The organism is Phenylobacterium sp. P4_E10, from assembly GCF_056401675.1.
The window spans coordinates 57,042-82,864 of the sequence record NZ_JBFUIW010000015.1 but is presented as its reverse complement, the minus strand read 5'-3'; the positions used below and the strand labels follow the sequence as shown (position 1 = coordinate 82,864).

The following is a 25,823-nucleotide window of genomic DNA, read 5'->3' as shown; positions in this document are numbered from 1 at the left end:
GCCGTTTGTCGCCAATCGCGCGACGAACGAACGGCGTTCCGTCTAGTCGCGGTGGGAAAATCGCCCATATGCTCGAGCAAATGGCGCGGAAACCGACCCCGGGCGTTTCCGCCTTGAGGCCTTCAGGAGTTCCCGTTCGATGACCCGAGACGCATCCATGCTCTCGCCCCCGGTACAGTCGGCTCTCGAGTTGATCGGCCACACCCCGATGCTCGAGCTGACCGGTTTTGACACCGGCCCCTGCCGACTGTTCGTGAAGTTGGAGAGCGCCAATCCCGGCGGCTCCATCAAGGACCGCGTCGCCCGCTCGATGATCGAGGCGGCAGAGGCCGACGGTTCGCTCAAGCCCGGCGGGACCATCGTCGAGGCCACCGCCGGCAACACCGGCCTCGGCCTCGCCCAGGTCGGCGTGCTCAAGGGCTACAAGATCCTGCTGGTCGTGCCCGACAAGATGAGCCGCGAGAAGATCCAACACCTGCGGGCCATGGGCGTCGACGTCCGCATCACCCGCTCCGACGTCGGCAAGGGTCACCCTGAGTACTACCAGGACATGGCCCAACGACTGGCCTCCAAGATCCCCGGCGCGATCTACATCAATCAGTTCGCCAACCCGGCCAATCCGAAGGCGCACGAGACCCAGACTGGCCCGGAGATTTTCGAGCAGATGGAGGGCGACGTGGACGCGGTGGTCGTCGGCGTCGGCTCTGGCGGCACCTTGACGGGTCTTGGCCGGTTCTTCGCCAAGGCCTCGCCGAAGACGAAGATGGTGCTGGCCGATCCTGACGGCTCGATCCTGGCCCCGCTGGTCAACACCGGCGAACTTATCGAGCCCGGCTCCTGGGTGGTCGAAGGCATCGGCGAGGACTTCGTCCCGACCAACTGCGACCTCTCGCTGGTGGCCAAGGCCTACACGATCCCCGACACCGAGAGCATCGCCGCGGCGCGGATGCTGCTGTCCAAGGCCGGCGTGCTGGGCGGCTCCTCCTCCGGTACGCTGCTGGCCGGGGCCCTGCGATACTGCCGCGAGCAGACGGAGGCTCAGCGGGTGGTCACCCTGGTCTGCGACACCGGCGCCAAATACCTCTCCAAGGTCTACAACGACAGCTGGCTGGCCGAGCAGGGCCTGACCCAGCGCAACCTGCACGGCGACCTTCGCGACCTGATCGCCCGCTCGCCGGCCGAGGGCGGCGCAGTGACGGTGGGCCCTGAAGACACCCTGCTGACCGCCTACAACCGAATGCGCGCGGCCGATGTCAGCCAGCTTCCGGTGCTCGACGATGGACGGCTGATCGGCCTGATCGACGAAAGCGACCTGCTCGAGGCGGTCGAGGACTCCAAGCCCGACAAGCGCTTCTCGCAGCCGGTGGCGGCCTGCATGACCGCCAAGCTCGACACCCTCCAGGCCGACTCGCCGCTCGACGCCCTGCTGCCGCTGTTCGAACGCGACCAGGTGGCCATCGTCCTCGACGGCCGCGAGTTCGTCGGCCTCATCACCCGTATCGACCTGATCAACTATCTGAGGCGCGCAGCGTGACCGACGAAACCCACGGCAAGAACCGGTTGGAGTTCTCCACCCGGGTGATCCACGGCGGGCAGTCGCACGACCCCTCCACCGGCGCGGTGATGCCGCCGATCTACGCCACCTCGACCTACGCCCAGTCGAGCCCGGGCGAGCACAAGGGCTTCGAATATTCGCGCAGCCAGAACCCCACCCGCTTCGCCTTCGAACGGGCCATGGCGGACCTGGAGAGCGGAACCCGCGGCTTCGCCTTCGCCTCCGGCCTGGCGGCGATCTCGACCTTCCTGGAGGTGCTGGACGCCGGGGCGCACGTGATCGCCAGCGAGGACCTCTATGGCGGCTCGTTCCGTCTGTTCGACAAGGTCCGCAAGCGCACCGCCGGCCTGGAGTTCACCTTCGTCGATATGAGCGACCTGGGCGCCATCGAGGCGGCGATCCAGCCCAACACCCGGCTGATCTGGGTAGAGACCCCGACCAATCCGCTGCTGCGGCTGGCCGACCTGGCCGCCATCGCCGACCTCGGCAAGCGCCACGGCCTGCTGACCGCCGCCGACAACACCTTCGCCAGCCCCTACTGCCAGCGGCCGCTGGAGTTTGGCTTCGACGCGGTCATGCACTCGACCACCAAGTACGTCTCGGGCCATTCCGACATTGTCGGCGGGGCGCTCGTCGTCGGCCAGAACAAGGAGCTCGCCGAACAGGTGGGCTTCCTGCAGAACGCGGTGGGCGCCGTTTCCTCGCCGTTCGACTCGTTCCTGGCCCTGCGCGGCGTGAAGACCCTGGCCCTGCGCATGCAGCGCCATTGCGAGAACGGCATGGCTATCGCCCAGTGGCTGGAGGGCCGGCCGGACGTCGCCAAGGTCATCTATCCGGGGCTGGCCAGCCATCCGCAGCACGCCCTGGCCCGCCGGCAGATGACGGGCGGCTTCGGCGGCATGATCTCGGCGGTGTTGGACCGCGACCTGCGCGGTACGGTGCGGATGCTGGAGCGCACCCGGCTGTTCACCCTCGCCGAGAGCCTCGGCGGGGTCGAAAGCCTGATCGAGCATCCGGCGATCATGACCCACGCCTCGATCCCGGCGGAGACCCGGGCGCGGATCGGCATCGCCGACGGCCTGATCCGCCTGTCGGTGGGGATCGAGGACGCCGGCGACCTGATCGCCGACCTGGAGCAGGCCTTGGCCTAAGACCTAGTGGCCCTGGTGGGCGGCCTTGTAGGCGGTGTCCCAGCCGACGAACTCGGGGCCGTCGATCAGCCCGTCCTTGTTCTTGTCGGCCTTGGCGAACTCGGCCGGGGGCAGCTTGTAGGCAGTCCATTCGGCCTTGCTGATGCGGTCGTCCTTGCTGGTGTCGGCCGGGTGGATGAAGCGTCCCTCGGCGGCGGCGGCCATGCCGGCCGAGCCGGCCAGGATCAGGGCGGCCAGGACAAGGCGGGTCATACGCATGGTGGGTCCTCCTTTTGACGGCCGCACAGGCTGGCCGCCGGCCATGGCGAGAATGCGCCGAGGGCGGCGCCCTTTTCAGGCGAAGCTCCACCGGCCCCACCCCGCGACGCCCTAGCTCGGCGCCAGGTTGATCACCGCTTCCTCGCCTTCGATGTGGACGATCACCACGCCGAGGGCGGGCCCGTCGTCGATCTGCAGGATCAGCTTCTGGCCCTTAAGCTCGGCGAGACTGCGGCCGCTGCGGGTCTTCACCTTGCCGATGAACGACAGGATCGCGTTCTGGGCGTGCTCGATGGTGGCCTCGAAGCTCACCGCCTCCAGCGGCTGCTCCATGGTCCCGAGGACTCCGGTCCCCTGCTTGGTGGAATACACGTTGCTACCTCATCAACTTCAGCGCGCCGGTCACGGCGTCGATCTTAGGAATCTCGTCGGGGCCTATGCCGACGCAGGTGGGGGTGCCCGCTTCGACCACGGTGCGGCCGGCGTCGCGGATCAGCATGGTCGGAAGTCCGGCGTCCTCCGCGGCCTTGGCGAGAGCGAACAGCTCCGCTTCCGAGGCGCAACGCAGCACCACCTTTGGCATGCCGGCCTGCAGCCAGCCCGCCTGCTTTTCGCGCGGCGCGCTCAGCAGTCCGCCGACGGCGGCGTGGGCCACTTGCGCGGCCATCTTGCCCGGGGGCAGGCCCAGGGCCTCGTTGACGACGATCACTTGTTTCATGCGGCCATCGGTTTCGTCCACCCGGCCGCCGACGGCAAGGGCTCTCGCCCGATTGGCGACACCGCGGTCGCCCTCCAGGGCTTGGACTTGGAGCCCAGCGGCGACCTGGCTTGGCCGCACCAGGCGTGTGTGAGTTTCAGACGGACAGAAGCGCGCCGGGACGATAGGCTCGCGATCTGGAGGACGACCATGACCGATACGCCAGACGATCCGGCCGCGCCGCCCTCGGAGACCCCGATCCAGCGCGCCCTACGCCTGAAGAAGGCCGCCGAGGACGCCAAGCCGAAGCCGCCGCGCGGCGGCCGCTTCCAGCGCGAGCAGGCCGCGGCTGCCCGCTCGGCCTCGAAATCCAAGCCCTGGATGTCGCGCTAGCCGAACACCTGCCACCGGAAGACCATGCTGGCGATCGCCGCGAAGCCGACCAGCAACAGGCAAACCGCGATCCAGAAGGTCGATGAGACCGGGAAGCGGCTCTCGGCGAAGACCAGCCCCTCCTTGGCCATGGCCGCCCGGGTGGCGCCGAGCTCGCTCATGAACCGGACATGGCGGATCATGCCGATAATCAGCATGAGTATGCCCAGCATCACCAGGGTGACGCCGAAGTTCCGCGGCGCCGCGGCGCTGGCGATCGTCCCGGCGTCGCGCAGCTTCTCGAACGCCTGGTAGATCGTGAAGCCAAAGCCGATCAGCGACAGCGACGTGCGGATCACCGACATCAAGGTCCGGTCATCGCTCATCCGCGTCCGCTGGAACGACATGCCCGTCCGGCGCATCGACATCTCCGTGCGCTCGGTCGAGAGGTCGGTCCGGTGGGTGGAAAGGTCGGTGCGGAATTCCGACAGATCCGTCCTGTGCTCCGACAGGTCCGTACGGTGGGTCGACAGTTTGGTGCGGTGAGTGGAGTAGGTGACCGACGCCATATCGGCGTCCATCTGCCCTACGTCCGGCAAGGGCGGCAGCGGCGGGTTCTCCACGCGCTTGGGCCGGGTCAGTTCGAACTTCGGCAGCTTGCTCGCCATGTCATCTGCACCTGGTCGGTTGAGCCATCGGCGAGATTGCGGACGCGACCCAGCCCCGTCTATCGGGGTTTCCCCGGGGGCGAGGCGCCCCGTTCAAGCGGCTGGGGCCTATGGGCAGGGCTTTGCCGGCGGGACATGGGCCGCGGGCGCAGACCTAGATCCCGAGAGCCTCGGCAATTTCCTCAGCAATCAACCGGATAGATTCAAGACGCCAGTGCGCGCTTTCTGAGCGAAGGGGCCAGGCTGGACCGAATGCCATCCTAGTTTCGGATAACATTGTTCTTTGATGTGTTAACCATATGACGTCCGCCGGGACTGGGATCAACCAGCCTCCCGTCCGGACACGAACGAGGGATGTCATGGGCCGGCTGGGATTGATCGCGACCTGCGTGGCGCTGATCGCTGCATCGTCCGCTCAGGCGCAGGTGACCGACGTCACCGGCGAGGGCGACAACGTTTTCACCATCCAGGGAGGGACCTTCCCCCTGCCATTGAGCGAAGGTTCGCTGACCTTCGGCTCCAACAATGGGGCGAGCTTCCAGTCCGTGGTCGACATCGGCTCGGAGTTCATCAGCTTCGAGAACGGCAACGCCGTCTCTGGGCCGTTCATCACCACGAAATCCTCGTCCGTCGTGGACATCACCTTCCTGAACGACAGCGGCTCGACGGTAGTGCCTGTCCTGAGTTCGACGATCATTCCGGCGGGGCTCGGCTTCTACCTCTCCGACCGGACCGACGGCTGCGGCGGCAACGTCTACCAGGGCTGCCCGGAGAGCCAGGCCGGCTACTCCTTCTCCGACCTCGCCAACCTGGCCGCACCGGGCGAGCCGACCGCGTTCGCCGGGTTCGAGTTCTCGATCGTGGCGGGCGGCGAGACGCTCTACAGCCTGACCGGCTCGATGCAGATGGTCTACGATCCGGTCACTCAGCAGATGGTGGTGTCCGACAGCCTCGATCCAGCCCGGGACGCCCTGGCCGGCTTCACCCAGGCGACCCCGTTCGGCAGCGGCTCGGCCATCGGCTACGCCTGGGACGCCACGAACATCCTGATCAACTTCCAGAACGCGATGGCGGCCGGGGAAAGCCGGACGCTGTCCTATATCACCACGGTCACCAGCTACACGCGGACCAACTGCATCGATGGCGTCACCTGCCTGGTGGCCTATTCCGGCTTCGGCGACCCGGTCGGGCGCGGCGGCGGCGTCGCCGGACGGTCCGCCTCGCTGGCGGCGGTCGGGGCTATCGACAATGTCGAGTTCGAGCCCTCGGTGTTCAGGCGGCCGACCTTCGAGAATGGCGTGCTGACCTTCAAGCTGGCCTCGGCGGTGCCAGAGCCGGCCATCTGGCTGACCATGATCCTTGGCTTCGGGATTGTCGGGACGGCGGTGCGCGGCCGTCGGCGGGCCGCGCTCCTGGCCTAGGCCATGGCGGACGGCGAACGCCCGAAACTCCAGGAGCCGCCGCCGCCGCGCTATCGCGCCTTCGTCAGCTACAGCCACGCCGACAAGGCGGTGGCGCAGGCGCTGCACCGCTCCGTGGAATCCTATCGCGTCCCCTCCAAGCTGGTCGGGCGGACGACCTCCGTGGGCCAGGTGCCGCGCCGCCTGTCGCCGATCTTCCGCGATCGCGAGGAGCTGCCGGCTTCGGCTGACCTGGGCGCCGAGCTGAGCGCAGCGCTGCGCGGCTCGATGTTCCTAATCGCCATCTGCTCGCGCTCCTCGGCGGGATCGCACTGGGTCAATGAGGAGATCCTGCAGTTCAAGCGCACCCACGGCGAGGCGCGGGTCCTGGCCCTGATCGTCGACGGCGAGCCCAACGCCTCCGACATGCCGGGCCGCGAGCAGGAAGAGTGCTTCCCCGACAGCCTGCGCTTCCACCTCGGACCGGACGGCGAGATTTCCACGCAGCGAGCCGAGCCGATCGCCGCCGACTTACGGCCCGGCGCGGATGGGCGCCGGCTGGCCCGGATGAAGCTGATCGCCGGGCTGACCGGCCTGCCGCTCAACGACCTGGTCCAGCGCGAAACCCAGCGCCGGGTGCGCAACCTCGCCTACGTGACCAGCGGGGCGGTGGCGGGCATGGTGCTGACCGGCGCCCTGGCCTTCTACGCCAACGCCGCTCGGATCGAAGCTGACACCCAGCGTGAGATCGCTCAGCACGAGGCCACCGCGGCTCGCACGGCCTCCGACTACCTGGTCGGCACCTTCGAGCTTTCCAACCCGGCCACCGAGAACCCGCGCACCATCACCGCCCTGACCATCCTCGGCCGTAGCGCCGAGCGCGCCCGGGTCGAGCTGGCCGACCAACCGGCGATCCAGGCGCGGCTGCTGTCGACCCTGGGCAAGGCCTACAACAACCTCGGCCTGCTGAACGAGGCGAAGGCCGCCTTCGAGGCCTCGCTGCCGCAGATCGAACGGGCCGGCCCCGACGGCGCCGAGGCGATGCTGACGCTCGCCTGGACCTACGCCAAACAAGGAAGCCTGACCCGCGCCTTGGCCACGGTGAGACGGGCCAATGCGCTACTGGGACCGGACTTGACCCAGCACACCGCGCTGCGCGCCCAGGTGGCGGTGACCGAGGGACGGATCCAGACTTCGGCCTCGGACATGAAGGCGGGGCTGAAGGCCTTTGACCGCGGACTGGCCTTCTATCGGGCGACGCCGAATGCTCCGCCGCTGGCGCTCGCCATGGTGCTGAACAATCGCGGCGTGCTGCTGTCGGACGACGGCCAGTTCGAGGCGGCCGAAGGCTCGCTGCAGGAAGCGCTCGGCATCTACCGCCGCACGGTCGGCGACAACCACCTGTCGACCGGCCAGACCTGGTTCGCCCTGGCGCAGAACGCCTTCCTGGCCGGAGACCTGCCGCTCGCCCAGGAACGGATCGCCAAGGCGCTGATGATCGAACGGGCGGTTCTGGACGCCGACAACCCGATTATCGCCGACTCCTTGTCGATGCAGGGCCAGATCTTCCAGGGCCTCGGCAAACTGCGTGAAGGCGAACAGTCGCTCGAGGAAGCGGTCGCGATCTATCGAAAGGCCTTCGAGGGGCCGCACTATCTGATCGGGATCGCCGAGGTCTATCTGGCCCTGATCGAGTCACAACGCGGCAAGACCAACGCCGCCCTGGCCACCCTCGACGACGCAAAGCACAACTACGATGTCAGCTATGGGGGGCTGCACGCCAATCACGGCGACCTGCTGGTCAATCGCGCCCTGGTCCTGGCCAAGGCCGGCCGTCTGAAGGAGGCCCGCGCCGACTGCGCCTCGGGCATTTCGATCCTGAGCCGGACCCTGGGCGCCGACGCCAGCTTCACCAAGTCGATGCAGACGACGTGCGACGGCCTCAAGTGAGGCCGCTTGCCGTCTCGACTAGAAGGTTATGGCGGAGAGGGTGGGATTCGAACCCACGGTACCCGTAAAGGTACGCCGCATTTCGAGTGCGGTGCTTTCGACCACTCAGCCACCTCTCCGGAGACGTCGTTCGGGCTTCCGCAAAAAGAGAGCCCGCTGAGCGCGAGGCGCGGAACCTACTCATCCGGCCACGTTAGATCAAGCGGGCGTTTTGCGATCTTTTAGCGCGGGTAGAGAACCATCTGCGTGCAGCGGAACAGGGCGATGGCCTTGCCGGTCGCCGCGTGGGTGGCGACAGCGTCCCAGACCTGGGTCATCCGCCCGCCATGGACCAGCTTGGCTTCGCACAGGACGCTCTCGCCGACCTTGGCCGAACCAAGAAAATTGCTCTTCAGCTCGATGGTGGTGAAGCCGCTGGCGCCCTCGGGCAGCGAAAGGCGGCAGCCGTAGCCGGCGGCCGAATCCAGCAGGGCGATGACGGCGGCCGCGTGCAGGAAACCGTTCGGCGCCATGTGCTTATGCTCGACGGTCAGCTGGCTGCGCAAATAGCCCTCACGGGCCTCCAGCACCTCCAGCCCCAGCTCGCCTGGCAGGAAGCCCTGCTGCATGGCGTTGAGGTCGGCCGGCGACCTCGCGTCGAGATTGGTGAACGCGTCGGCCATGTCGGTCTCTCCTAGTCTTCGGAGGCCAGCACCGCGATGCCGTCCTCGTCGGCGTAGAGCATGTCGCCGGGCACGAACACCACGCCGCCGAACGCCACCGGCGTATCGACCACGCCCTCGCCGCGCTTGACGCTGCGCATCGGGTTGCTCCCCAGCGCCTTGACGCCGAGGTCCAGCGTGCCGAGCACGGCGGTGTCGCGCACCGCGCCATATACCACGACCCCGGCCCAGCCGTTCTTCACCCCGTCGGCGGCCAGCATGTCGCCGACCAGAGCCCGATGCAGCGAGCCGCCGCCGTCGACGACCAGCACGCAGCCCTCGCCCGGCTCGGCCAGGGTGGCCTTCACCAGCGAGTTGTCTTCATGGCAGCGGACCGTGCGGATCGGGCCGGAGAACGCGGTCTTACCGCCAAAGTCGCGGAACTGGGTCTCGCAGACCTCGGCGGTCTCCTCGTGCTCGTCACAGAGGTCGGCGACGGAAATCTGGCTCATGCGGTGGCCTTGCCCTTGTAGGAGTCGCGCAGTTCGCGCTTCAGCACCTTGCCGATATGGCTGCGCGGCAGGTGTTCGACCAGGATCAGATCGGCCAGCCGCTGGGTCTTGCCGAGCTTGGCGTTGACCCAGTCGCGCAGGGTTTCGGCCTCGACGCTCTGGCCCGGCTTCAGCGCCACGAACGCCACCGGGGTCTCGCCCCATTTGTCCGACAGCACCCCGACCACGGCCGCTTCCAGCACCGCCTCATGCTGCACGATCTCCGCCTCGAGGTCGGACGGATAGATGTTGAAGCCGCCTGAGATGATCATGTCCTTCTTGCGGTCCATGAGCGTCAGGAAGCCGTCCTCGTCGAACCGGCCGACGTCGCCGGTACGGATGAAGCGCAGGCCGTCGGGCGAGTACCACTCGGCCTCGGAGGTTTTGCCCGGCTGGTTGTGGTAGCCGACCATCATCGCGCCCGAACGGCCGACCACTTCGCCGATCTCGCCCTGGGGCACTTCCACGCCATCCTCGCCGATCAGCCGGATATCGTGGCCCGGCAGCGGCTTGCCGACCGTATGCAGCTTGTCCGGATACTCGTGGGCCACCAGCCCGCAGGAACCGCCGCCTTCCGTCATGCCGTAGTACTCGATCAGCCCGCCGGGCCAGCGCTTGAGCACGTCGGCCTTGATCTCCGGCGAGAACGGCGCGGAGGTCGAGAACTTCATCCGGAAGCTCGACAGGTCGTAGCTGTCGAAGTCCGGGCGCTCCATCAGCCGGCGGTACTGCACCGGCACCAGCATGGCGTGGGTGACCCGGTGCTTCTCCGAGAGCTTCAGAAACTGCTCGGCGTCGAACTTCGGCATCAGCACCGCGGTGCCGCCGTTGGAGAGGGTCGGCAAGTAGGAGACCAGGGTGGTGTTCGAATAGAGCGGCGTCGAGATCATCGTCACCGAGTCGGCCGGATAGACCCCGCGGCGGATCTGGCCCCAGCGCATCCGGTGCGGTTGGACGATACCCTTCGGCGCGCCGGTGGTGCCCGACGAGTAGATGATGTTGAAGCCCTGGTCGGGATCGACCTCGACCGGCTCAGGCTTGGAGCCCTTGGGCGCGAGCCATTCCTCAAACCCGATCCCGGCGTCCGATCCATCCAGCGCCACGCGCCTGGCGCTGATCTGGCCGGCCACGCCTTCCAGCTGCTTGGCGACCCCGGCGTCGAGGAAGAACACCTTCGCCCCGGAGTCGTTGAGCATCATGACCAGGCTTTCCGGCGTCGAGGACGGCGCCAGCGGCGCGACGATCGCGCCGGCGCGCAGGATGCCGAAGAAGGTCGCGCCATACTCCACCGAGGTCGTGGCGCAGACCGCGGCCACCTCGGCCTTGCCGACGCCGTCGCGCTGCAGGGCGACGGCGATGCGGTCCATCAGCTCGTCCAGCTCGGCGTAGGAGATGGTGCGCTTGGCGTCGACGAGGGCCGGCTTGTCCTTGAGCTCAGCGGCCTGGGCGCGGATCACGTCGGCCAGGGTCCCGAAATCCTGGGTGAGCAATTCTTCCACGGACATGGCCGTCTCCCTCTCAAACGCTTGTATGAACCCCTAAACCCCGAATTGGCCGCGGGCGCAATCGGCGCTTGCCAATAGCGCCTTCCCCAAAGGACACTGACCTGGCTCGCCCTCCGAATTACGGCGGCGCATCCATTCCATCACGGGGCCGCTAGAGCCCGACCCATTTCCAGGGACGACCATGCCAGACGAGATGATCTCGCTCGGCGCCAAGCTCAAGCAGCTCGCCGAACTGAAACCCGATGCGCCCGCGCTCACCTGCGGAGACGTCACCCTCACCTACCGCCAGTTCCACCAGCTCTCGAACCGGGCCGCCCGCGGACTGGCCGCCAAGGGGGTGAAGTTCGGCGATCTCGTCACCCTGGGCCTGCCCAACTCCACCGACTTCGCGGTGGCGTGCTGGGCGATCTGGAAGCTCGGCGCGACGCCGCAGCCGATTTCCTTCCGCCTGCCCAAGGGCGAGCTCGAAGCGATCATGGAGCTGGCCGCCACCCCGGTGGTGATCGCCGAGTTCGACCACAAGATCGACCGGCCGCTGCTGAGCGTCCCCGACCTGCTGGCCCTGTCGGACGACGACAGCGACCTGCCGGACGCCATCGCCCCCGTCTCCAAGGCGCCGACCAGCGGCGGTTCCACCGGTCGTCCGAAGCTGATCCTGTCGGGCCAGCCCGGCGTCACCACCAAGGACATCCCCGAGGTCGGCGGCTGGCGGCTGCGGTCCGGATCCATCGCGGTGCTGCCGGCCCCGCTCTACCATAACGCTGGCTTCGGCATGATGATGTCGGCCTTCAGCGTCGGGTGCCACATGGTGCTGCTGCCACGTTTCGAACCCGAGGCGACCCTGGCCGCGATCGAGCGCCACAAGGCCACCTGGATCTACCTGGTGCCGACCATGATGAACCGCATCTGGCATCTGCCCGACGAGGTCCGCGGCAAGTACGACCTGTCCTCGCTGGAGACCCTTTGGCACCTGGCCGCGCCGTGCCCGGCCTGGCTCAAGGAGGCCTTCATCCATTGGGTCGGCCCCGAGACGGTGATGGAGCTCTACGCGGGCACTGAGGCCCAGGCCGTGACCACCATCTCCGGCGCCGAGTGGCTGGAGCACCGTGGCTCGGTCGGCAAGGTCACGGTCGGCGAGATGGTCGCCGTGGGCGACGACGGGACCTTCCTACCCGCGCGCGAGGTCGGCGAGATCTACATGCGCCGGCCCGAAGGCGCGCCGCCGTCCTACAAGTACATCGGCGCCACGGCCAAGGTGCTGCCGGGCGGCTGGGAGTCGCTCGGCGACATCGGCTGGTTCGACGAGGAGGGCTATCTCTACCTGGCCGACCGCCGCACCGACATGATCCTGGTCGGCGGCTCCAACGTCTATCCGGCCGAGATCGAGGCGGCGCTGGAAGAGCATCCAGACGTGCAGTCCTGCGCCGTGATTGGCATCCCCGACGACGACCTGGGCGCCAAGATCCACGCTATCGTCCAGACCAAGGGAACGCGGGACGAAGCTTCCTTGCGGGCGCACCTCAAGGACAAGCTGGTCAGCTACAAGCAGCCCCGGACCTACGAATTCGTCGACGAGCCGCTCCGCGACGACGCCGGCAAGGTTCGCCGCACAGCTCTACGCGACGAACGCATCGCCGCGATGAAGCAGCCGGCTTAGCGGGCAAAAAATTGCTCCCCCATCGGGGGAGCTGTCAGCCGAATGGCTGACTGAGGGGGACTTTGACTCCTATGCGTAGGAGCGGTCCCCCTCCGTCTCGCCGCTTCGCGCCGATCCACCTCCCCCAAAAGGGGAGGAACTATTCGCCGCTGCAGCACCGGTTGCCGCCCATGCTGCGCTGCGATAAGCCACCTCCCATTCTTCAAGATAATTTCCGGGGAAACGCATGAGTATTAGAGGCAAGGCCTACATCATGGGGGCGTACGAGCATCCGCTCCGCGACGCGCCCGACAAGTCGACCCCCCAGCTCCACGCCGAATGCGCCAAGGGCGCGCTCGAGGACGCTGGCCTCACCAAGGACGACATCGACGGCTACTTCTGCGCCGGCGACGCCCCCGGCTTCGGCGCGATGTCGATGGTCGACTACATGGGCCTGCGCAACGTGCGCCACATGGACTCCACCGAGACCGGCGGCTCGTCCTACCTCCTGCACGTCGGCCACGCCGCCCAGGCGATCGCCGAGGGCAAGTGCTCGGTGGCCCTGATCACCCTCGCGGGCCGTCCGCGCCAGAACAAGTTCTTCTTCGGCGGCGGCGGCAAGCCCGGCCAGCTGACCGACGGCCCGCCCGAGACTGGCTATGAGAACATCTACGGCGGCTCGACCCACAACACCTACGGCATGTGCGCCATGCGCCACATGTATGAGTACGGCACCACCAGCGAGCAGCTGGCCTGGATCAAGGTCGCCGCCAGCCACCACGCCCAGTACAATCCCAACGCCTTCCTGAAGGACGTGGTGACCGTTGAGCAGGTCCTGAACTCGCGGATGATCTCCGATCCGCTGCACCTGCTGGACTGCTGCGTCGTCACCGACGGCGGCGGCGCGTTGATCGTCACCAGCCCGGAAGTCGCCAAGACCCTCAGCCGTCCGAAGGTCAAGGTGATGGGCGCCGGCGAGTCGCCCAAGGGTCCGCAAGGCGGCCGTGGTCTCGACCTCACCCATTCGGGCGCGGTCTGGTCCGGCCCGATCGCCTTCGATGAAGCCGGCGTCAAGCCGTCCGACATCAAGTACGCCTCGATCTACGACAGCTTCACCATCACGGTGCTGATGCAGCTCGAAGACCTCGGCTTCTGCGAGAAGGGCCAGGGCGGCAAGTTCGTCGCCGACGGCAACCTGATCTCGGGCGTCGGCAAACTGCCCTTCAACACCGACGGCGGCGGGCTCTGCAACAACCACCCGACCAACCGCGGCGGCATCACCAAGGTCATCGAGGCGGTGCGTCAGCTCCGCGGCGAGGCCCACCCCAAGGTGCAGGTGCCCAACTGCGACATCGCGCTGGCGCACGGTACGGGCGGCTCGCTCGGCACCCGCCACGGCGCGGCGACCCTCATCATGGAACGGGAGGCGTAAGCGCTGTGACCGACGTTCAAGACCGCCCCGCCCTCATGACCCGCCAGATCCCGGCCCCGGCCGTGACCATCGAAAGCAAGCCCTTCTGGGACGCTGCGGCCGAAGGCAAGTTCATGATCAAGCGCTGCAACGATTGCGGCGAAGCGCACTGGTATCCGCGCGCCCTCTGCCCGTTCTGCTTCTCGGACAAGACCGTCTGGGAAGAGAGCCCCGGCGAAGGCGTGATCTACACCTACAGCGTCATGCACCGCTCGCCGTCCGGCCCCTACGCCATCGGCTACGTGACCCTCAACGAGGGACCGGCCGTGCTGACCAACTTCGTCGACGTGGCGCCCGACGGGCTCTCCATCGGCCAGAAGGTCAAGGTGAAGTTCCAGCCCACCGAGAACGGCCCGCCGGTCCCGGTGTTCGTCCCGGTCTAAGCCGCGCGAAGGAAGTTGCTCCCCCTCTGGGGGAGCTGTCCGCGAAGCGGACTGAGGGGGACTTCGGCTCCCGTGCGGCGTCGCCCCCTCCACCGCTTCGCGGTCCCCCTCCCCCAGCGGGGGAGGAACTAGGGCTGCAGCGCAGCCGCCAGCCCCTTCGCCTCGCGCGGATGGCGCAGGCGGCGCACCTGCAGGTGCGCGAACCTCGGATCCTCCAGCCGCGCCTCGTACTGCGTCCGCCGCCGCGCCCAGGTGTCCCAGGCCCAGCGCAGCGGATGATCCTTCTCCAGCCACTTGGCCACGCTCTCGCGGTTGCCGGTCCCGGGCCACAGCTCGCGGCGGTCGATTGCGCGGATCACCGACCGGCGCACCAGCCGCGGCATGATCACGCTGCGCTCGTAGTCCAGCCAGACCAGGTGCGTCGCCCGGCTCCAGACCGCGTCGCGCACATGGCCGTAGTTGCCGTCGCTGACCCAGGCCTCGGCGGCGATCGCTTCGCCCACCCGGCGGATGAACTCGTCCGGGTCGTGCTCGTTCAGGCCCCGCCATCCCGGCTGCCAGTTGATGGCGTCCAGCTCGATGTGGGGCAGGTGAAGGGTTTCGCCCAGCCGCCTGGCCAGGGTCGACTTGCCCGAACCCGAACTCCCCACCACCGCGATACGCATCAGGCGTCCTGCGATTCCGCGACTTCGGCCAGCACCTCCTCGGTGTGCTCGCCCAGCCGCGGCGGATGGCGGCGGATGTTCGACGGCGTGCCGGTGAACTTCACCGGCGGCTTCATCGACACATAGACCCCGGCCTGCGGATGGTCGTAGCGCTGGAAGAACTCCACGGCCTTCAGGTGCGGATCGTCCGGCAGGTCGTCCAGCCGGTTGGTCCGGGTCACCGGGATCGACAGCGGCTTGAGCAGGTCCAGCCACTCGTCGGTGGTCTTGGTCACGGTCACCGTCTCGACCAGGGCGTAGAGCTCATGGATGTGTTTTGCGCGCTCGTTGCCCTGGAACCGTGGGTCCTTGCCGAAGGTCTCGCCCCAGCCGGCGACGTCGAAGAAGATGTCCCACTGCTTGTCGGTATAGGGCAGGAGGCCGATGTAGCCGTCCTTGGTCTGGAACGGCTTGCGATGCGGATTGACCACCCGCTGATAACCCCACTGACCGGTCGGCGGATCGAAGGTGTGGTCGTAGAGGTGCTCGACCAAATTGAAGCTGGTCACGCACTCCAGCATCGGCACCTCGATGAACTGGCCCTGGCCGGTGCGCTCGCGGCTGAACAGGCCGGCAGTGATCGCCTGGCACATGAACAGGCCCGAGACCTTGTCGGCCACAAGACTTGGCAGGATGCGCGGCGTCGGATTTCCATCGGTGCGCGGCAGCACGTCGGCCAGGCCCGAGGCCGACTGGATCAGGTCGTCATAGGCCGGCTCGCCGGCGTACGGACCTTCCGAACCGTAGCCCGCCGCATGGACATAGATGACGTCCGGGCGCAGCGCCTTGACGTCCTCATAGGCCAGGCCCAGCCGCTTCAGCCCCTCGTAGCGGATCGAGGTGGCGAACACGTCGCAGCTCTTGATCAGCCGCTCCAGGCTCTTGCGCGACTTGGGATCCGCCAGGTTGAACACCACCGAGCGCTTGTTGCGGTTGATGGTCAGGAAGATCGGCCCCAGGTCCCGCGGCCAGTCCTTCGGTGTGTGCCCCGGCCAGCGCATGATGTCGCCGCCATTGCCGCGCCCCGAGCCGGGGTCTTCCAGCTTGATCACCTCGGCGCCCTGGTCGCCCAGCATCTGGGTCGCATAGGCCCCGAACACCACGCTGGTCAGGTCCAGGATGCGTACGCCCTTCAGCGGCCCCGTGGCGTCTTTCGCCAGCTGCTTTACTTCCGCCACGTCAGGCCTCCCCTCTGCGAACCGCCTCGGTATGATTGGCGCAAAGATCGCGCATTGACGCGGGGGAGGGCTAGTGGACTTCGCGCTTTCCGACGAACACAGGATGCTGAAGGAGCTGGTCGCCCGGTTCGTTCAGGACGAGTTGATGCCGCTGGAGGCCGGGGTGCTGGCCCGTGAGGCGGCTGGCCAGGGCTTGGGCATCGGCGCGGCCGAGAACGCCCGCCTAGACGAGGTCTCCAAGGCGCTGGGACTCTGGGGCCTGGACGCGCCCGAGGACGTCGGCGGCGTCGACCTGCCGGCGGTGGCGATGGTCGGGGTCAACGAGGAGCTCGGCCGGACGGTCACGCCCTACACCCTGCCGCCCGACAGCCCGAACCTGCGCATGCTGGCCGCCACCGTGAACGAGCGCCAGCGCGAGGCCTATCTGGCCCCCTACGTCCGCGGCGAGACGATCAGCGCCATCGGCATCTCCGAGCCCGGGGCCGGAGCCGACCCTGCCGGGATGCTCACCCGCGCCGACCGCGACGGCGACGACTGGGTGATCAACGGCCGAAAAATTTGGATCACCCGGGCCGAGGAAGCCGATTTCACCATCCTGATGGCTGTGACCGACAAGGAGAAGGGCGCGCGCGGCGGCATGTCGGCCTTCCTGGTCGACAAGGGCACGCCAGGCTTCAACGTGCTGCGCAAGATCCCGATGATCGGCGGCCAGGCCACCTACGAGATCGCGCTGGAGGACTGTCGGGTCGAGGGCTGGAAGCTGCTCGGCGAGGAGGGCAACGGCTTCGCCCCCATGCAGCTGCGGCTCGGCACCCGGCGCATCGAGATGGCCTCCTGGTCGATCGGCATGGCCCAGCGGGCGCTGGACATGATCTGCGAGTACGCCCCGCAGCGGAAGACCTTCGGCCTGCCGCTCTCCGAACGTCAGGCGATCCAGTGGTGGGTGGCCGACGCCGCCACCCGCATCCACGCCGCCCGGCTGATGACCTATGACTGCGCCTGGAAGCTGGACCAGGGCCGCGACGTGCGCACCGAGATCTCGATGATCAAGGGCTACGCCACCGAGATGGCCTGGGAGGTCGTCGACCGCGCCATGCAGACCTTCGGGGCCATGGGCATGACCAAGGAACTGCCGCTGCAACTGATGGCCACGCGCCTGCGCACCATGCGAATCTACGACGGCCCCACCGAAGTCCATAAGTGGGTGGTGGCCCGCAACCTGATGGGATCGAGACGATGAAGACTGCTTACGGCGACCACCTGACCGTGACCACCGAGGGCCATGTGGCCACGGCGATCATCGACCGCCCGGCGAACAACCACGTCTCCGTCGACCTGATGCGCGACCTGGCCGACGCCCTGGAGAAGGTCGACCGCGACAACAACATCCGCGCGGTAGTGCTGGCCTCGGCCGGCAAGGCGTTCTGCGCCGGGGCCGACCTGGTCTCGCCGACCGGCATCGGCGGCACCGGCATGAGCGGCATCGACAGCCTGTACGATCAGGCCGTGCGGCTGTTTTCCATCGAGACCCCAATCATCGCGGCGGTGCAGGGCGCCGCGGTCGGCGCCGGCCTTGGCCTGGCGCTGGTCGCCGACTTCCGCGTGGTCGCGCCGGAGGCCCGGTTCTCGGCCAATTTCGTGAAGCTCGGCTTCCATCCCGGCTTTGGCCTGACCCACACCCTGCCGCGGCTGATCGGCCAGCAGCGGGCCAACCTGATGTTCCTGACCGGTCGCCGCATCAAGGGCGAGGAGGCCCTGGCCTGGGGCCTGGCGGACGAACTGGTCCCGCTCGAGCAGCTGCTACCGGCCGCCCAGGCCCTGGCCTTGGAGATCGCCGAGAACGCCCCGCTGGCCGTGGTCGCCACCCGCAAGACTTTGCGTGGAGATCTCGCCGCCCAGGTCCGCGCCCAGACCAACCACGAGCACGACCAGCAGACCATCCTGCGCGCCACCGACGACTTCGCCGAAGGCGTCCGCGCCGTGCAGGAGCGCCGCGCCGGGGTTTTCAAGGGGCGATAGGAAAAGCGGCAAGTTGCTCCCCCGCTGGGGGAGCTGTCAGCCGAATGGCTGACTGAGGGGGCCTGCTGAGTCTGCGGTCCCCCTCCGTCTCGGCGCTTCGCGCCGATCCACCTCCCCCACGAGGGAGGAACTACAATGCCTACTTCCCCAGCGCCGCCGCGGCCCGCGCGAGCTCGGTGATCTTGCCCCAGTCGCCGGCGCGAACAGCTTCCCGCGGCGCCACCCAGCTGCCGCCCACGCAGATCACGTTGGGCAGGGCCAGATATTCCGGCGCATTGTTCACGTCGACGCCGCCGGTCGGGCAGAAGGTCGCCTGCGGGAACGGGCTGGCGAACGCCTTCAGGGCGCCGATCCCGCCGACCACATTGGCCGGGAACAGCTTGAAGTGGGTGAAGCCCGCGCGCATGCCGCGCATCAGTTCGGTGGCGGTGGCGATCCCCGGCAGCAGCGGCAGCGCCCCGTCGGCGCCTTCGCCGTCGATCAGTCCGGGGCTGACCCCGAACCGCGCGCCGGCGTGGGCCGCGGCCTGGCGGGCCTGGATGGTGGTGATGGTGCCCGCGCCGACCACCGCGCCCTCGACCTCGCCGGCGATCCGATGGATGCAGTCCAGCGCCACCGGCGTGCGCAGGGTGACCTCAAGCGCATAGAGCCCGCCGGCCACCAGCGCCTTGGCCAGCGGCACCGCGTGCGCCTCTTCCTCGATGATCAGGACCGGCACCACAGGGGCGAGCTTGAGGATCTCGGCGAGCGTCAAAGGGAGCTTCCTTCCAGTTGTTCCAGGACCCGCGCCGCGCCGACCAGCGCCGCATAGGGGTGCACGATCAGATTGGTCGGGATGTCGCGCGTGTAGTCCGAGAGTCGGCCCTTGTCCTCGAAGCGGCGCCGGAAGCCTCCGCCGGCCAGCCGGTCGGCCATGCGCGGGGCGATCCCGCCCGAGACATAGACCCCGCCGCGCGCGCCGCAGGTCAGGGCCAGGTCGCCGGCCACCGAGCCGAGGATCTCGCAGAACCGGTCGAGCGTCTCGTCGGCCAGCAGGTCGCCGCCCAGATGACCGGCCGCCAGCACTTCCTTCTCGTCCCTCAGGTCGGCGGCGACGCCGCGGACGTCGGCCAGGCCGCGATAGAGCGCGTAGAGCCCCGGACCCGACAGCAGCCGCTCGATCGACACCCGGCCGTAGGTGCGGCGGAGCGAGGCCCAGATCGCCGCCTCCACCCCGTCATAGGGCGCAAAGCCGGCATGGCCGCCCTCGCTGGGAATGGCGATGTCGCCGCGGTCGGTGCGCACCACCATCGAGACGCCGAAGCCGGTCCCGGCCCCCAGCACCACGATCGGCGCGCCCTCGGCGCCGCGCATCTCCGGGCCGATGGCCCGCAGGTCGTCAGCGTCCAGCACCGGCGCGGCCAGGGCCTGGGCCGCAAAGTCGTTGATCAGCTTGGCGGCGTGAAACTCGAAGGTGCCGATCAGCTCGCCCTCCGACACCCGCCAGTCGAGGTTGGTGAACTCGATTTCACCGTCCACCACAGGCCCGGCCACCGCGATCGCGGCGCTCAGCAGCTTCTGGCGGCCGGCCGTGGTCTCCAGGTACTCGCCGATCACCTCGGTGAGGGCGCTGTACTCCCGGGCCGGGTAGGTCTTGGGATTGCGGATCCGGCCGGTGGAATCCACCAGGGCCAGGCGGGCGTTGGTGCCGCCGACGTCGCCGACCAGACCCGTATAGACCGTCTTCACACAGCATCTCCGAAGAGGGCGCCGCCGCCCTGTTCCGCGGGCGCCGCGGCGCGCCGCATCCACCCGAACAATTCGCGTCCATAGCCGAAGCCGGGCTGCGAAACGCTCACCTTCTCCCGCGCGGCGAACTCGTCGGCGGCAAGCTTGATTTCCAGCGTTCCGGCGTGCGCGTCCAGTCGGATCACGTCGCCGTCGCGAACTTGCGACAGCGGGCCGCCATGCGCGGCCTCCGGACTGACGTGAATTGCGGCCGGCACCTTGCCCGAAGCGCCCGACATCCGCCCGTCGGTGACCAGCGCCACCTTGAAGCCCTTGTCCTGCAGCACGCCAAGAACCGGGGTCAGGCTGTGCAGCTCGGGCATGCCGTTGGCGGTGGGACCCTGGAAGCGGACCACGGCGATGAAGTCGCGGTTCAGCTCGCCGCGCTTGTGCGCCTCGAGCAGGTCGTCCTGATCCTCGAACACCAGGGCCGGGGCCTCGACCACCAGGTTGGCGTCCTTGACCGCCGAGGTCTTGATCACCGCCCGGCCGAGCGGTCCGCTCAGCAGCCGGATGCCGCCTTCCGGCTGGAAGGGGTCGCTGGCCGGCCGCAGGATGTCGAGGTTGAGGCTTTCCTTCGTCCCCTCGCGCCAGACCAGCTTGCCATCCTCCAGGAACGGCTCCTGCTGATAGAGCCGCAGGCCCGCGCCGGCGATGGTGGTGACGTCCTCGTGCGCCAGGCCGGCGTCGAGCAGCTCGCGGATCACGAAGGCCATGCCGCCGGCCGCGTGGAAGGCGTTCACGTCCTCGCTGCCGTTCGGATAGACCCGCGCCAGCAGCGGCGTGACCTTGGAAAGCTCGTCGAAGTCCTGCCAGTCGATCAGCACGCCGGCCGAGCGCGCCATGGCGATCAGGTGCAGGGTGTGGTTGGTCGAACCGCCGGTGGCCAGCAGGCCCGCGACCGCGTTGACGATGGCCTTCTCGTCCACCACTCGCGCCATCGGCGTATAGGCGTTGGTTCCCTGGCCGATCTCGATCGCCCGCTTCGGCGCGGCCGCCACCAGCGCGTCCCGTAGCGGCGTGTTGGGATGGATGAAGGCCGAGCCCGGCAGGTGCAGGCCCATCATCTCCATGATCATCTGATTGGAGTTGGCGGTGCCGTAGAAGGTGCAGGTCCCCGGCCCGTGGTACGACTTCATCTCGCTTTCGAGCAGCTCGTCGCGAGTCGCCTTCCCCTCGGCGAACAGACCGCGCACCCGCGCCTTTTCGGCATTGGAAAGGCCGGAGGTCATCGGCCCGGCCGGCACGAAGATGGTCGGCAGGTGCCCGAAGGCCAGCGCCCCGATCACCAGGCCCGGCACGATCTTGTCGCAGACGCCGAGCATCAGCGCCGAGTCGAAGGCGTCGTGGGTCAGCGCCACGCCGGTGGCCATGGCGATCACGTCGCGCGAGAACAGCGACAGTTCCATGCCCGGGCGGCCCTGGGTGACGCCGTCGCACATCGCCGGCACGCCGCCGGCGAACTGGGCGGTGCCGCCCGCCTCCTCGGCCGCGGCCTTGATGATCGCGGGGAAGCGCTCCAGCGGCTGGTGGGCCGAGAGCATGTCGTTATAGGCCGAGACGATGGCCACGTTCGGAGCGGTCGGATTACGCATCCGCTGCTTGTCGCCGTCGGGCGAGGCGGCGAAGGCGTGGGCCCAGTTGGCGCAGGAGAGCTTGGCGCGCCCTGGCCCGTCATGCTGGGCCGCCTCCATGCGGCGCAGATAGTCCGCGCGGGTCGCCGCGCTCCGCTCGACGATGCGGGCGGTGACGGCGGCGGTGACGGGATGCAACGCAACAGGCATGACTGGCTCCTCGGAGGTGGCCCTGACTTAAGGTGTCCAGAGAACGCGCACCGGCGCTTTAGCCTGTTCCAGCAAAGCGTGCACGGGCAGACCGTTCCCCTCGTCCACGATCGCCCGCTTCTTCTCTCCGGATATCAGCACCAGGATCAGCGCCGCCTGCAGCAGGGCCGGCATGGTCATGGTCACCCGGGCGAGCGGCGGTGAGCCGACCCCCGCGGGGATTCCGAGGCAGAAACGGGTCCCGGCCGGATCCATGCCCTGATCCAGGACTGGCGCGCCGGGAATGAGCGAGGCGACGTGTCCGTCTTCCCCCATGCCCAGCAGCAGGACGTCGTAGGGCGCCAGCGCCCGGACGTCCTCTTCGACCTGCGCCGCGGCCTCCTCGACACTGGCCGCCGCGCAGGTGATCGGAACGAAGCGCGCCGACGCCGCTGCGCCGACCAGCAGCCGCTCGCGCACCAGCTTCTCGTTGGAGTCCGGCGAGGTGATCGGCACGAAACGGTCGTCGGACAGCGTCACCGCGACCTTGCCCCAGTCGAGCGGCGTGGCCGACAACAGATCATAGACCGGGGCCGGCGAGCGCCCCCCGGTTCCTACCAGGCTCGCCGATCCGCGCTGAGCAAGGGCCTGGCCAAGCGCTGCCGCCGTGGCGTCAGCGGCGGCGCGCGCCAGGTCGGCCGATGTTGCGAAGCTCTCGATCATCATCCGCCCCATAACGCAGCAACTGGACCCGCGCGCCAGAGATTCGCGCCGCAGATGAGGAAAAGCCCAACGGCCCGGAACCCAACCTGCTTCTCGCGAACTTCCCCTGCGGTCGCTTCGGAGCCCCAGGCCGACGCACGCCGCCGCTCGTCCACAGTATCAGGAGGCCCGCCGCCATGAGGATCGCTCAAGTTCCGCCACTCTACGAAGCCGTCCCGCCCCGGCTCTATGGCGGTACGGAACGGGTCGTGGCGCACCTGACCGACGCCCTCGTCGAGCTTGGCCATGACGTAACGCTTTTCGCCAGCGCCGAGGCCCAGACCCGGGCTGGACTGGTCAAGGTCCGCGATCAGGCCATCCGCCTGGACCCCGCCCTGCTGAAGTCCGACCTCGCCGCGCACATGTCGATGCTGTCGGACGTGCGCCGCCGCGCCGCCGAGTTCGACGTGATCCACTTCCACACCGACATGATCCACTTCCCGTTCTTCGAGGACATGCCGGAGCGGACCCTGACCACCCTGCACGGGCGGCTCGACCTGAAGGACCTGCCCGGCGTCTACTGGCGCTGGAAGCGGTTCCCGCTGGTCTCGATCTCGGACTCCCAGCGCGAGCCGCTGGCCTTCGCCAACTGGGCCGGCACCGTCCATCACGGCATGAAGGCCGACCTCTACCGCCCGAACTACGCGCCGGGCGACTATCTCGCCTTCCTCGGCCGCATCTCGCCGGAGAAGCGCCCCGACCGCGCCATCGCCATCGCCAAGCGTCTGGGCATGAAGCTGAAGATCGCCGCCAAGGTCGACCCGGCCGACGCCCGCTACTTCCAGGAAAAGATCGAACCGCTGATCGTCGGCGAACCGCTGGTCGAGTTCGTCGGCGAGATCGGCGACGAGAACAAGTCCGCCTTCCTGGGCGGGGCGCACGCGCTGCTGTTCCCGATCGACTGGCCCGAGCCGTTCGGCCTGGTGATGATCGAGGCCATGGCCTGCGGCACGCCGGTGGTCGCCTATGGCTGCGGCTCGGTCCCCGAGGTGATCGACGACGGCCTGACCGGTTTCATCGTCAATTCCGAGGCCGAGGCCGTCGCCGCGATCCGCAGGATCCCTGACTTGAACCGGCGGGATGTCAGGCGCAGGTTCGAGGAGCGTTTCTCGGGCGTCGCCATGGCCAGGCGCTACATCGACCTCTACGCCGGCCTCGGGACGGCCCGCCCCGAACGCGGCGTCACGCTCGTCGCGAGCGCTTGAAGGTAGCGGCTATGGACGATCTCGCGCCGGCCCCCGACGCGCCGGTCGAAACGGGCGATACTGGCGAGCCCAGGGTTCCCCATCGGCTGTTCGCCCTGAAGGACAAGGACACCTTCGTCGTCGCCGACGCCTTCGGCGACATCGTCGGTACGGGCGATGGCCTGTTCCACAACGACACCCGCATCCTGTCGACGTTCCGGTTGCTGCTCGGCGGCCGCCCGCCTTCGCTGCTCTCGGCCGCCATCGCCCAGGACAACGTGTTCTTCACCTCGCACGGCGCCAACCAGGCCCTGCCCTATCCCGGCGGGCCGGTCGGACCGCCGGGCGTGCTGCACGTCGAGCGCAAGCGCTTCCTCTGGGAGGAGCGGCTCTACGAGCGCATCTGTTGCGTCAACTACAGCCGCGACGTGGTGCTGATCCCGCTGTCGGTGGAGTTCGCCGCCGACTTCCGCGACATGTTCGAGGTCCGCGGCCTGCATCGCGAGCACCGCGGCTTCATGCATCCGCCGGAGATTGACGGCCGCAGCGTCTGCTTCCGCTACGACGGCCTCGACAAGGTCGAGCGCTGCAGCGTGATCGCCTTCTCCGACCCGCCGGCCAGGATCACCGGCCACCGCGCCGACTACATGTATTCGCTGGAGCCTGAGGGCCGGCTGGAGCTGTTCCTGGAGATCGGCGCGACCAGCGGCGTCATTCCCAGCCGCGAGCGCTACCGCTACGCCGCCGCCCGCGCCCGCTGGGACATGCGCGCACGCCGCCGCCACGGCGCGCGGATCAAGAGCTCCGGGCGGCTGTTCAACGAATGGCTGGAGAAGTCGCGGGCGGACCTGGCCCTGCTGACCACCCGCATGGAGACCGGCCCCTATCCCTATGCTGGCATCCCCTGGTTCTCGACCGCCTTCGGCCGCGACGCGATCATCACCGCCTGGCAGATCCTCTGGTTCGAGCCCTCGCTAGCCAAGGGGGTGCTGACCTACCTGGCCGCCCACCAGGCCGAGGAGGTTTCCGCCTTCCGCGACTCCGCCCCCGGCAAGATCATGCACGAGACCCGCAAGGGCGAGATGCCGGCCTTGGGCGAGGTGCCGTTCGCCCGCTACTACGGCGGGGTCGACACCACGCCGCTGTTCGTGGCCCTGGCCGGCGCCTATGCCGAGCGCACCCACGACATGACCCTGATCGAGGACCTCTGGCCGGCCCTCACCGCAGCGGTCCGCTGGATCGAGAACTATGGCGACGCCGACGGCGACGGCCTGATCGACTACAAGCGCGGCAAGGACTCGGGCCTGGCCAACCAGGGCTGGAAGGATAGCGAGGACAGCGTCTTCCACGCCGACGGCCGCTTCCCCGAAGGGCCGATCGCCCTGGCCGAGGTGCAGGGCTACGCCTTCGCCGCCTACCGCGCCATGGCCAAGCTGGCCCACCACCGCGGCGACCAGGACAACGCCGCCCGCTGGGCCGCCCGCGCCGAGCAGATCCGCGAGGCGGTAGAGGAGCGGTTCTGGATGGAGGAGCACGACTTCTACGGCATCGCCATCGATGGGGACGGCGAGCTCTGCCGCGTCCTGACCAGCAATCCGGGCCATCTGCTGTTCTCGGGGCTGCCCAGCCCGGCCCGCGCCCGCAAGGTCGCCGAGCGCCTGACCTCGGCGGCGTTCGATAGCGGCTGGGGCCTGCGCACCCTGGCCACCGGCGAGCCGCGCTTCAATCCGATGAGCTATCACAACGGCTCGATCTGGCCGCACGACACCGCGGTCTGCGCCATGGGGCTGTCGCGCTACGGCGAGCGCGAGGCGGTGGTCAACCTGACCTCGGGCCTGTTCGAGACCGCCAGCGCCTTCGAGATGCGATTGCCGGAGCTGTTCTGCGGCTTCCCGCGCAACGCCGGCGAGCCGCCGGTGGCCTATCCGGTCGCCTGCCTGCCCCAGGCCTGGGCCGCCGGCTCGGTGTTCATGATGCTGCAGGCCTGCCTGGGGCTGAACATCGACGGCTGGAACCGCGAGATCCATGTCATCGACCCGCGCCTGCCGATCGGCATCGACCGGCTGGAGATCGACGGCTTGCGGATCGGCGACGAGAAGGTCGACCTGCTCTTCGAACGGGCCGGCCGCCGCATAGACGTCCTGGGCCGCAGCCGCACCGGCATCCAGGTGCGGGTCCGCTAGCCCCGCCTACCGGAACGGCAGGCCT

At 68.4% G+C, this 25,823-nt stretch carries 25 protein-coding genes and 1 tRNA gene; 12 read left to right on the top strand and 14 right to left on the bottom strand.

Features of this window, described 5'->3' with window-relative positions; all coding sequences use genetic code 11:
* Positions 1 to 139 precede the first annotated feature (139 nt).
* Both AC1DQJ_RS16905 and AC1DQJ_RS16900 read left to right on the top strand, forming a co-directional pair.
* Complete coding sequence (locus AC1DQJ_RS16905) at positions 140 to 1,534, top strand: pyridoxal-phosphate dependent enzyme (protein ID WP_477605381.1); 1,395 nt, start codon at positions 140 to 142, stop codon at positions 1,532 to 1,534.
* Entirely contained in the window at positions 1,531 to 2,706 is a 1,176-nt protein-coding gene (locus AC1DQJ_RS16900) for a cystathionine gamma-synthase (RefSeq protein WP_477605379.1), read from the top strand. Before AC1DQJ_RS16905 ends, AC1DQJ_RS16900 begins: the two co-directional genes overlap by 4 nt.
* Positions 2,707 to 2,709: 3 nt before the next feature.
* On the opposite strand, the gene AC1DQJ_RS16895 is transcribed toward AC1DQJ_RS16900, so the two are convergent.
* The 3 genes from AC1DQJ_RS16895 to pth2 form a co-directional block, all read right to left on the bottom strand.
* Entirely contained in the window at positions 2,710 to 2,964 is a 255-nt protein-coding gene (locus AC1DQJ_RS16895; RefSeq protein WP_477605377.1) for an EF-hand domain-containing protein, read from the bottom strand.
* Positions 2,965 to 3,075: 111 nt separating this feature from the next.
* Positions 3,076 to 3,336 carry a hypothetical protein gene (locus tag AC1DQJ_RS16890; RefSeq protein ID WP_477605375.1) on the bottom strand — a complete coding sequence of 87 codons (261 nt, stop codon included), beginning with the start codon at positions 3,334 to 3,336 and terminating at the stop codon, positions 3,076 to 3,078.
* Between the two features lie 4 nt (positions 3,337 to 3,340).
* The gene (gene pth2, locus AC1DQJ_RS16885; protein ID WP_477605373.1) at positions 3,341 to 3,682 is read right to left on the bottom strand and encodes a peptidyl-tRNA hydrolase Pth2; all 342 of its coding nucleotides are present in this window, start codon (positions 3,680 to 3,682) and stop codon (positions 3,341 to 3,343) included.
* A gap of 189 nt (positions 3,683 to 3,871) precedes the next feature.
* Here pth2 and AC1DQJ_RS16880 point away from each other — a divergent pair, with 189 nt between their 5' ends.
* Positions 3,872 to 4,054, top strand: coding sequence for a hypothetical protein (locus AC1DQJ_RS16880; RefSeq protein WP_477605371.1), 183 nt, complete (start codon positions 3,872 to 3,874; stop codon positions 4,052 to 4,054).
* Here the strand turns inward: AC1DQJ_RS16880 and AC1DQJ_RS16875 are convergent.
* The gene (locus tag AC1DQJ_RS16875; RefSeq protein ID WP_477605369.1) at positions 4,051 to 4,701 is read right to left on the bottom strand and encodes a YidH family protein; all 651 of its coding nucleotides are present in this window, start codon (positions 4,699 to 4,701) and stop codon (positions 4,051 to 4,053) included. The two genes, AC1DQJ_RS16880 and AC1DQJ_RS16875, sit on opposite strands and share 4 nt — an antisense overlap.
* A 359-nt stretch (positions 4,702 to 5,060) precedes the next feature.
* On the opposite strand from AC1DQJ_RS16875, the gene AC1DQJ_RS16870 reads away from it, so the two are divergent.
* Both AC1DQJ_RS16870 and AC1DQJ_RS16865 read left to right on the top strand, forming a co-directional pair.
* Positions 5,061 to 6,122 (top strand): PEPxxWA-CTERM sorting domain-containing protein, encoded by a 1,062-nt coding sequence (locus AC1DQJ_RS16870; protein WP_477605367.1) that lies wholly within the window; start codon positions 5,061 to 5,063, stop codon positions 6,120 to 6,122.
* Positions 6,123 to 6,125: 3 nt separating this feature from the next.
* On the top strand, positions 6,126 to 8,051 hold the full coding sequence (locus AC1DQJ_RS16865) for a toll/interleukin-1 receptor domain-containing protein (RefSeq protein ID WP_477605365.1): 1,926 nt from the start codon (positions 6,126 to 6,128) through the stop codon (positions 8,049 to 8,051).
* 29 nt (positions 8,052 to 8,080) lie between these two features.
* Here AC1DQJ_RS16865 and AC1DQJ_RS16860 read toward each other — a convergent pair.
* The 4 genes from AC1DQJ_RS16860 to AC1DQJ_RS16845 form a co-directional block, all read right to left on the bottom strand.
* Positions 8,081 to 8,170, bottom strand: a tRNA-Ser gene (locus AC1DQJ_RS16860).
* 102 nt (positions 8,171 to 8,272) lie between these two features.
* Positions 8,273 to 8,713 (bottom strand): PaaI family thioesterase, encoded by a 441-nt coding sequence (locus AC1DQJ_RS16855; protein ID WP_477605362.1) that lies wholly within the window; start codon positions 8,711 to 8,713, stop codon positions 8,273 to 8,275.
* An 11-nt stretch (positions 8,714 to 8,724) separates the two neighbouring features.
* Positions 8,725 to 9,204 (bottom strand): ribonuclease E activity regulator RraA, encoded by a 480-nt coding sequence (gene rraA, locus AC1DQJ_RS16850; RefSeq protein ID WP_477605360.1) that lies wholly within the window; start codon positions 9,202 to 9,204, stop codon positions 8,725 to 8,727.
* On the bottom strand, positions 9,201 to 10,748 hold the full coding sequence (locus tag AC1DQJ_RS16845; RefSeq protein WP_477605358.1) for a class I adenylate-forming enzyme family protein: 1,548 nt from the start codon (positions 10,746 to 10,748) through the stop codon (positions 9,201 to 9,203). The genes rraA and AC1DQJ_RS16845 overlap by 4 nt, the downstream gene beginning before the upstream one ends.
* A gap of 181 nt (positions 10,749 to 10,929) precedes the next feature.
* Between AC1DQJ_RS16845 and AC1DQJ_RS16840 the strand changes: the two genes are divergently transcribed.
* From AC1DQJ_RS16840 to AC1DQJ_RS16830, 3 genes are all read left to right on the top strand, one after another.
* Complete coding sequence (locus AC1DQJ_RS16840; protein ID WP_477605357.1) at positions 10,930 to 12,405, top strand: AMP-binding protein; 1,476 nt, start codon at positions 10,930 to 10,932, stop codon at positions 12,403 to 12,405.
* Between the two features lie 226 nt (positions 12,406 to 12,631).
* On the top strand, positions 12,632 to 13,816 hold the full coding sequence (locus AC1DQJ_RS16835; protein ID WP_477605355.1) for a thiolase domain-containing protein: 1,185 nt from the start codon (positions 12,632 to 12,634) through the stop codon (positions 13,814 to 13,816).
* Positions 13,817 to 13,821: 5 nt separating this feature from the next.
* Positions 13,822 to 14,238, top strand: a complete 417-nt coding sequence (locus tag AC1DQJ_RS16830; protein WP_477605353.1) for a Zn-ribbon domain-containing OB-fold protein — start codon at positions 13,822 to 13,824, stop codon at positions 14,236 to 14,238.
* A gap of 128 nt (positions 14,239 to 14,366) precedes the next feature.
* Here AC1DQJ_RS16830 and AC1DQJ_RS16825 read toward each other — a convergent pair whose 3' ends face one another.
* Positions 14,367 to 14,903, bottom strand: a complete 537-nt coding sequence (locus AC1DQJ_RS16825) for a P-loop NTPase family protein (protein WP_477605351.1) — start codon at positions 14,901 to 14,903, stop codon at positions 14,367 to 14,369.
* Entirely contained in the window at positions 14,903 to 16,120 is a 1,218-nt protein-coding gene (locus AC1DQJ_RS16820) for a CaiB/BaiF CoA transferase family protein (RefSeq protein ID WP_477605349.1), read from the bottom strand. The genes AC1DQJ_RS16825 and AC1DQJ_RS16820 overlap by 1 nt, the downstream gene beginning before the upstream one ends.
* Positions 16,121 to 16,193: 73 nt before the next feature.
* Between AC1DQJ_RS16820 and AC1DQJ_RS16815 the strand changes: the two genes are divergently transcribed.
* A complete protein-coding gene (locus AC1DQJ_RS16815) occupies positions 16,194 to 17,360 on the top strand; it encodes an acyl-CoA dehydrogenase family protein (RefSeq protein WP_477605347.1) in 1,167 nt (388 codons plus the stop codon).
* On the top strand, positions 17,357 to 18,139 hold the full coding sequence (locus tag AC1DQJ_RS16810; RefSeq protein ID WP_477605345.1) for an enoyl-CoA hydratase/isomerase family protein: 783 nt from the start codon (positions 17,357 to 17,359) through the stop codon (positions 18,137 to 18,139). The genes AC1DQJ_RS16815 and AC1DQJ_RS16810 overlap by 4 nt, the downstream gene beginning before the upstream one ends.
* Before the next feature lie 139 nt (positions 18,140 to 18,278).
* Here the strand turns inward: AC1DQJ_RS16810 and eda are convergent, their stop codons facing one another.
* The 4 genes from eda to pgl are packed head-to-tail and all read right to left on the bottom strand — an operon-like array spanning position 18,279 to position 22,392.
* Positions 18,279 to 18,893, bottom strand: a complete 615-nt coding sequence (gene eda, locus AC1DQJ_RS16805; RefSeq protein ID WP_477605343.1) for a bifunctional 4-hydroxy-2-oxoglutarate aldolase/2-dehydro-3-deoxy-phosphogluconate aldolase — start codon at positions 18,891 to 18,893, stop codon at positions 18,279 to 18,281.
* Positions 18,890 to 19,867 (bottom strand): glucokinase, encoded by a 978-nt coding sequence (glk, locus tag AC1DQJ_RS16800; RefSeq protein WP_477605341.1) that lies wholly within the window; start codon positions 19,865 to 19,867, stop codon positions 18,890 to 18,892. The genes eda and glk overlap by 4 nt, the downstream gene beginning before the upstream one ends.
* A complete protein-coding gene (edd, locus tag AC1DQJ_RS16795; protein WP_477605339.1) occupies positions 19,864 to 21,690 on the bottom strand; it encodes a phosphogluconate dehydratase in 1,827 nt (608 codons plus the stop codon). Before edd ends, glk begins: the two co-directional genes overlap by 4 nt.
* Positions 21,691 to 21,717: 27 nt before the next feature.
* Positions 21,718 to 22,392 carry a 6-phosphogluconolactonase gene (gene pgl / locus AC1DQJ_RS16790; protein WP_477605337.1) on the bottom strand — a complete coding sequence of 225 codons (675 nt, stop codon included), beginning with the start codon at positions 22,390 to 22,392 and terminating at the stop codon, positions 21,718 to 21,720.
* A gap of 176 nt (positions 22,393 to 22,568) precedes the next feature.
* Between pgl and AC1DQJ_RS16785 the strand changes: the two genes are divergently transcribed.
* Both AC1DQJ_RS16785 and AC1DQJ_RS16780 read left to right on the top strand, forming a co-directional pair.
* Positions 22,569 to 23,636, top strand: coding sequence for a glycosyltransferase family 4 protein (locus AC1DQJ_RS16785; RefSeq protein ID WP_477605335.1), 1,068 nt, complete (start codon positions 22,569 to 22,571; stop codon positions 23,634 to 23,636).
* Between the two features lie 11 nt (positions 23,637 to 23,647).
* Positions 23,648 to 25,798 carry an amylo-alpha-1,6-glucosidase gene (locus AC1DQJ_RS16780; RefSeq protein WP_477605333.1) on the top strand — a complete coding sequence of 717 codons (2,151 nt, stop codon included), beginning with the start codon at positions 23,648 to 23,650 and terminating at the stop codon, positions 25,796 to 25,798.
* Positions 25,799 to 25,823 lie beyond the last annotated feature (25 nt).

Bases quoted from the DNA above. Each gene is read 5' to 3' on its own strand.
- AC1DQJ_RS16785 (WP_477605335.1), top strand. From the start codon at position 22,569: ATGAGGATCGCTCAAGTTCCGCCACTCTACGAAGCCGTCCCGCCCCGG.
- AC1DQJ_RS16865 (WP_477605365.1), top strand. From the start codon at position 6,126: ATGGCGGACGGCGAACGCCCGAAACTCCAGGAGCCGCCGCCGCCGCGC.
- AC1DQJ_RS16875 (WP_477605369.1), bottom strand. From the start codon at position 4,701: ATGGCGAGCAAGCTGCCGAAGTTCGAACTGACCCGGCCCAAGCGCGTG.
- AC1DQJ_RS16810 (WP_477605345.1), top strand. From the start codon at position 17,357: ATGAAGACTGCTTACGGCGACCACCTGACCGTGACCACCGAGGGCCAT.
- AC1DQJ_RS16835 (WP_477605355.1), top strand. From the start codon at position 12,632: ATGAGTATTAGAGGCAAGGCCTACATCATGGGGGCGTACGAGCATCCG.
- AC1DQJ_RS16825 (WP_477605351.1), bottom strand. From the start codon at position 14,903: ATGCGTATCGCGGTGGTGGGGAGTTCGGGTTCGGGCAAGTCGACCCTG.
- AC1DQJ_RS16855 (WP_477605362.1), bottom strand. From the start codon at position 8,713: ATGGCCGACGCGTTCACCAATCTCGACGCGAGGTCGCCGGCCGACCTC.
- AC1DQJ_RS16880 (WP_477605371.1), top strand. From the start codon at position 3,872: ATGACCGATACGCCAGACGATCCGGCCGCGCCGCCCTCGGAGACCCCG.
- AC1DQJ_RS16905 (WP_477605381.1), top strand. From the start codon at position 140: ATGACCCGAGACGCATCCATGCTCTCGCCCCCGGTACAGTCGGCTCTC.
- AC1DQJ_RS16895 (WP_477605377.1), bottom strand. From the start codon at position 2,964: ATGCGTATGACCCGCCTTGTCCTGGCCGCCCTGATCCTGGCCGGCTCG.
- AC1DQJ_RS16780 (WP_477605333.1), top strand. From the start codon at position 23,648: ATGGACGATCTCGCGCCGGCCCCCGACGCGCCGGTCGAAACGGGCGAT.
- AC1DQJ_RS16845 (WP_477605358.1), bottom strand. From the start codon at position 10,748: ATGTCCGTGGAAGAATTGCTCACCCAGGATTTCGGGACCCTGGCCGAC.
- pth2 (WP_477605373.1), bottom strand. From the start codon at position 3,682: ATGAAACAAGTGATCGTCGTCAACGAGGCCCTGGGCCTGCCCCCGGGC.
- AC1DQJ_RS16870 (WP_477605367.1), top strand. From the start codon at position 5,061: ATGGGCCGGCTGGGATTGATCGCGACCTGCGTGGCGCTGATCGCTGCA.
- edd (WP_477605339.1), bottom strand. From the start codon at position 21,690: ATGCCTGTTGCGTTGCATCCCGTCACCGCCGCCGTCACCGCCCGCATC.
- rraA (WP_477605360.1), bottom strand. From the start codon at position 9,204: ATGAGCCAGATTTCCGTCGCCGACCTCTGTGACGAGCACGAGGAGACC.
- pgl (WP_477605337.1), bottom strand. From the start codon at position 22,392: ATGATCGAGAGCTTCGCAACATCGGCCGACCTGGCGCGCGCCGCCGCT.
- AC1DQJ_RS16840 (WP_477605357.1), top strand. From the start codon at position 10,930: ATGCCAGACGAGATGATCTCGCTCGGCGCCAAGCTCAAGCAGCTCGCC.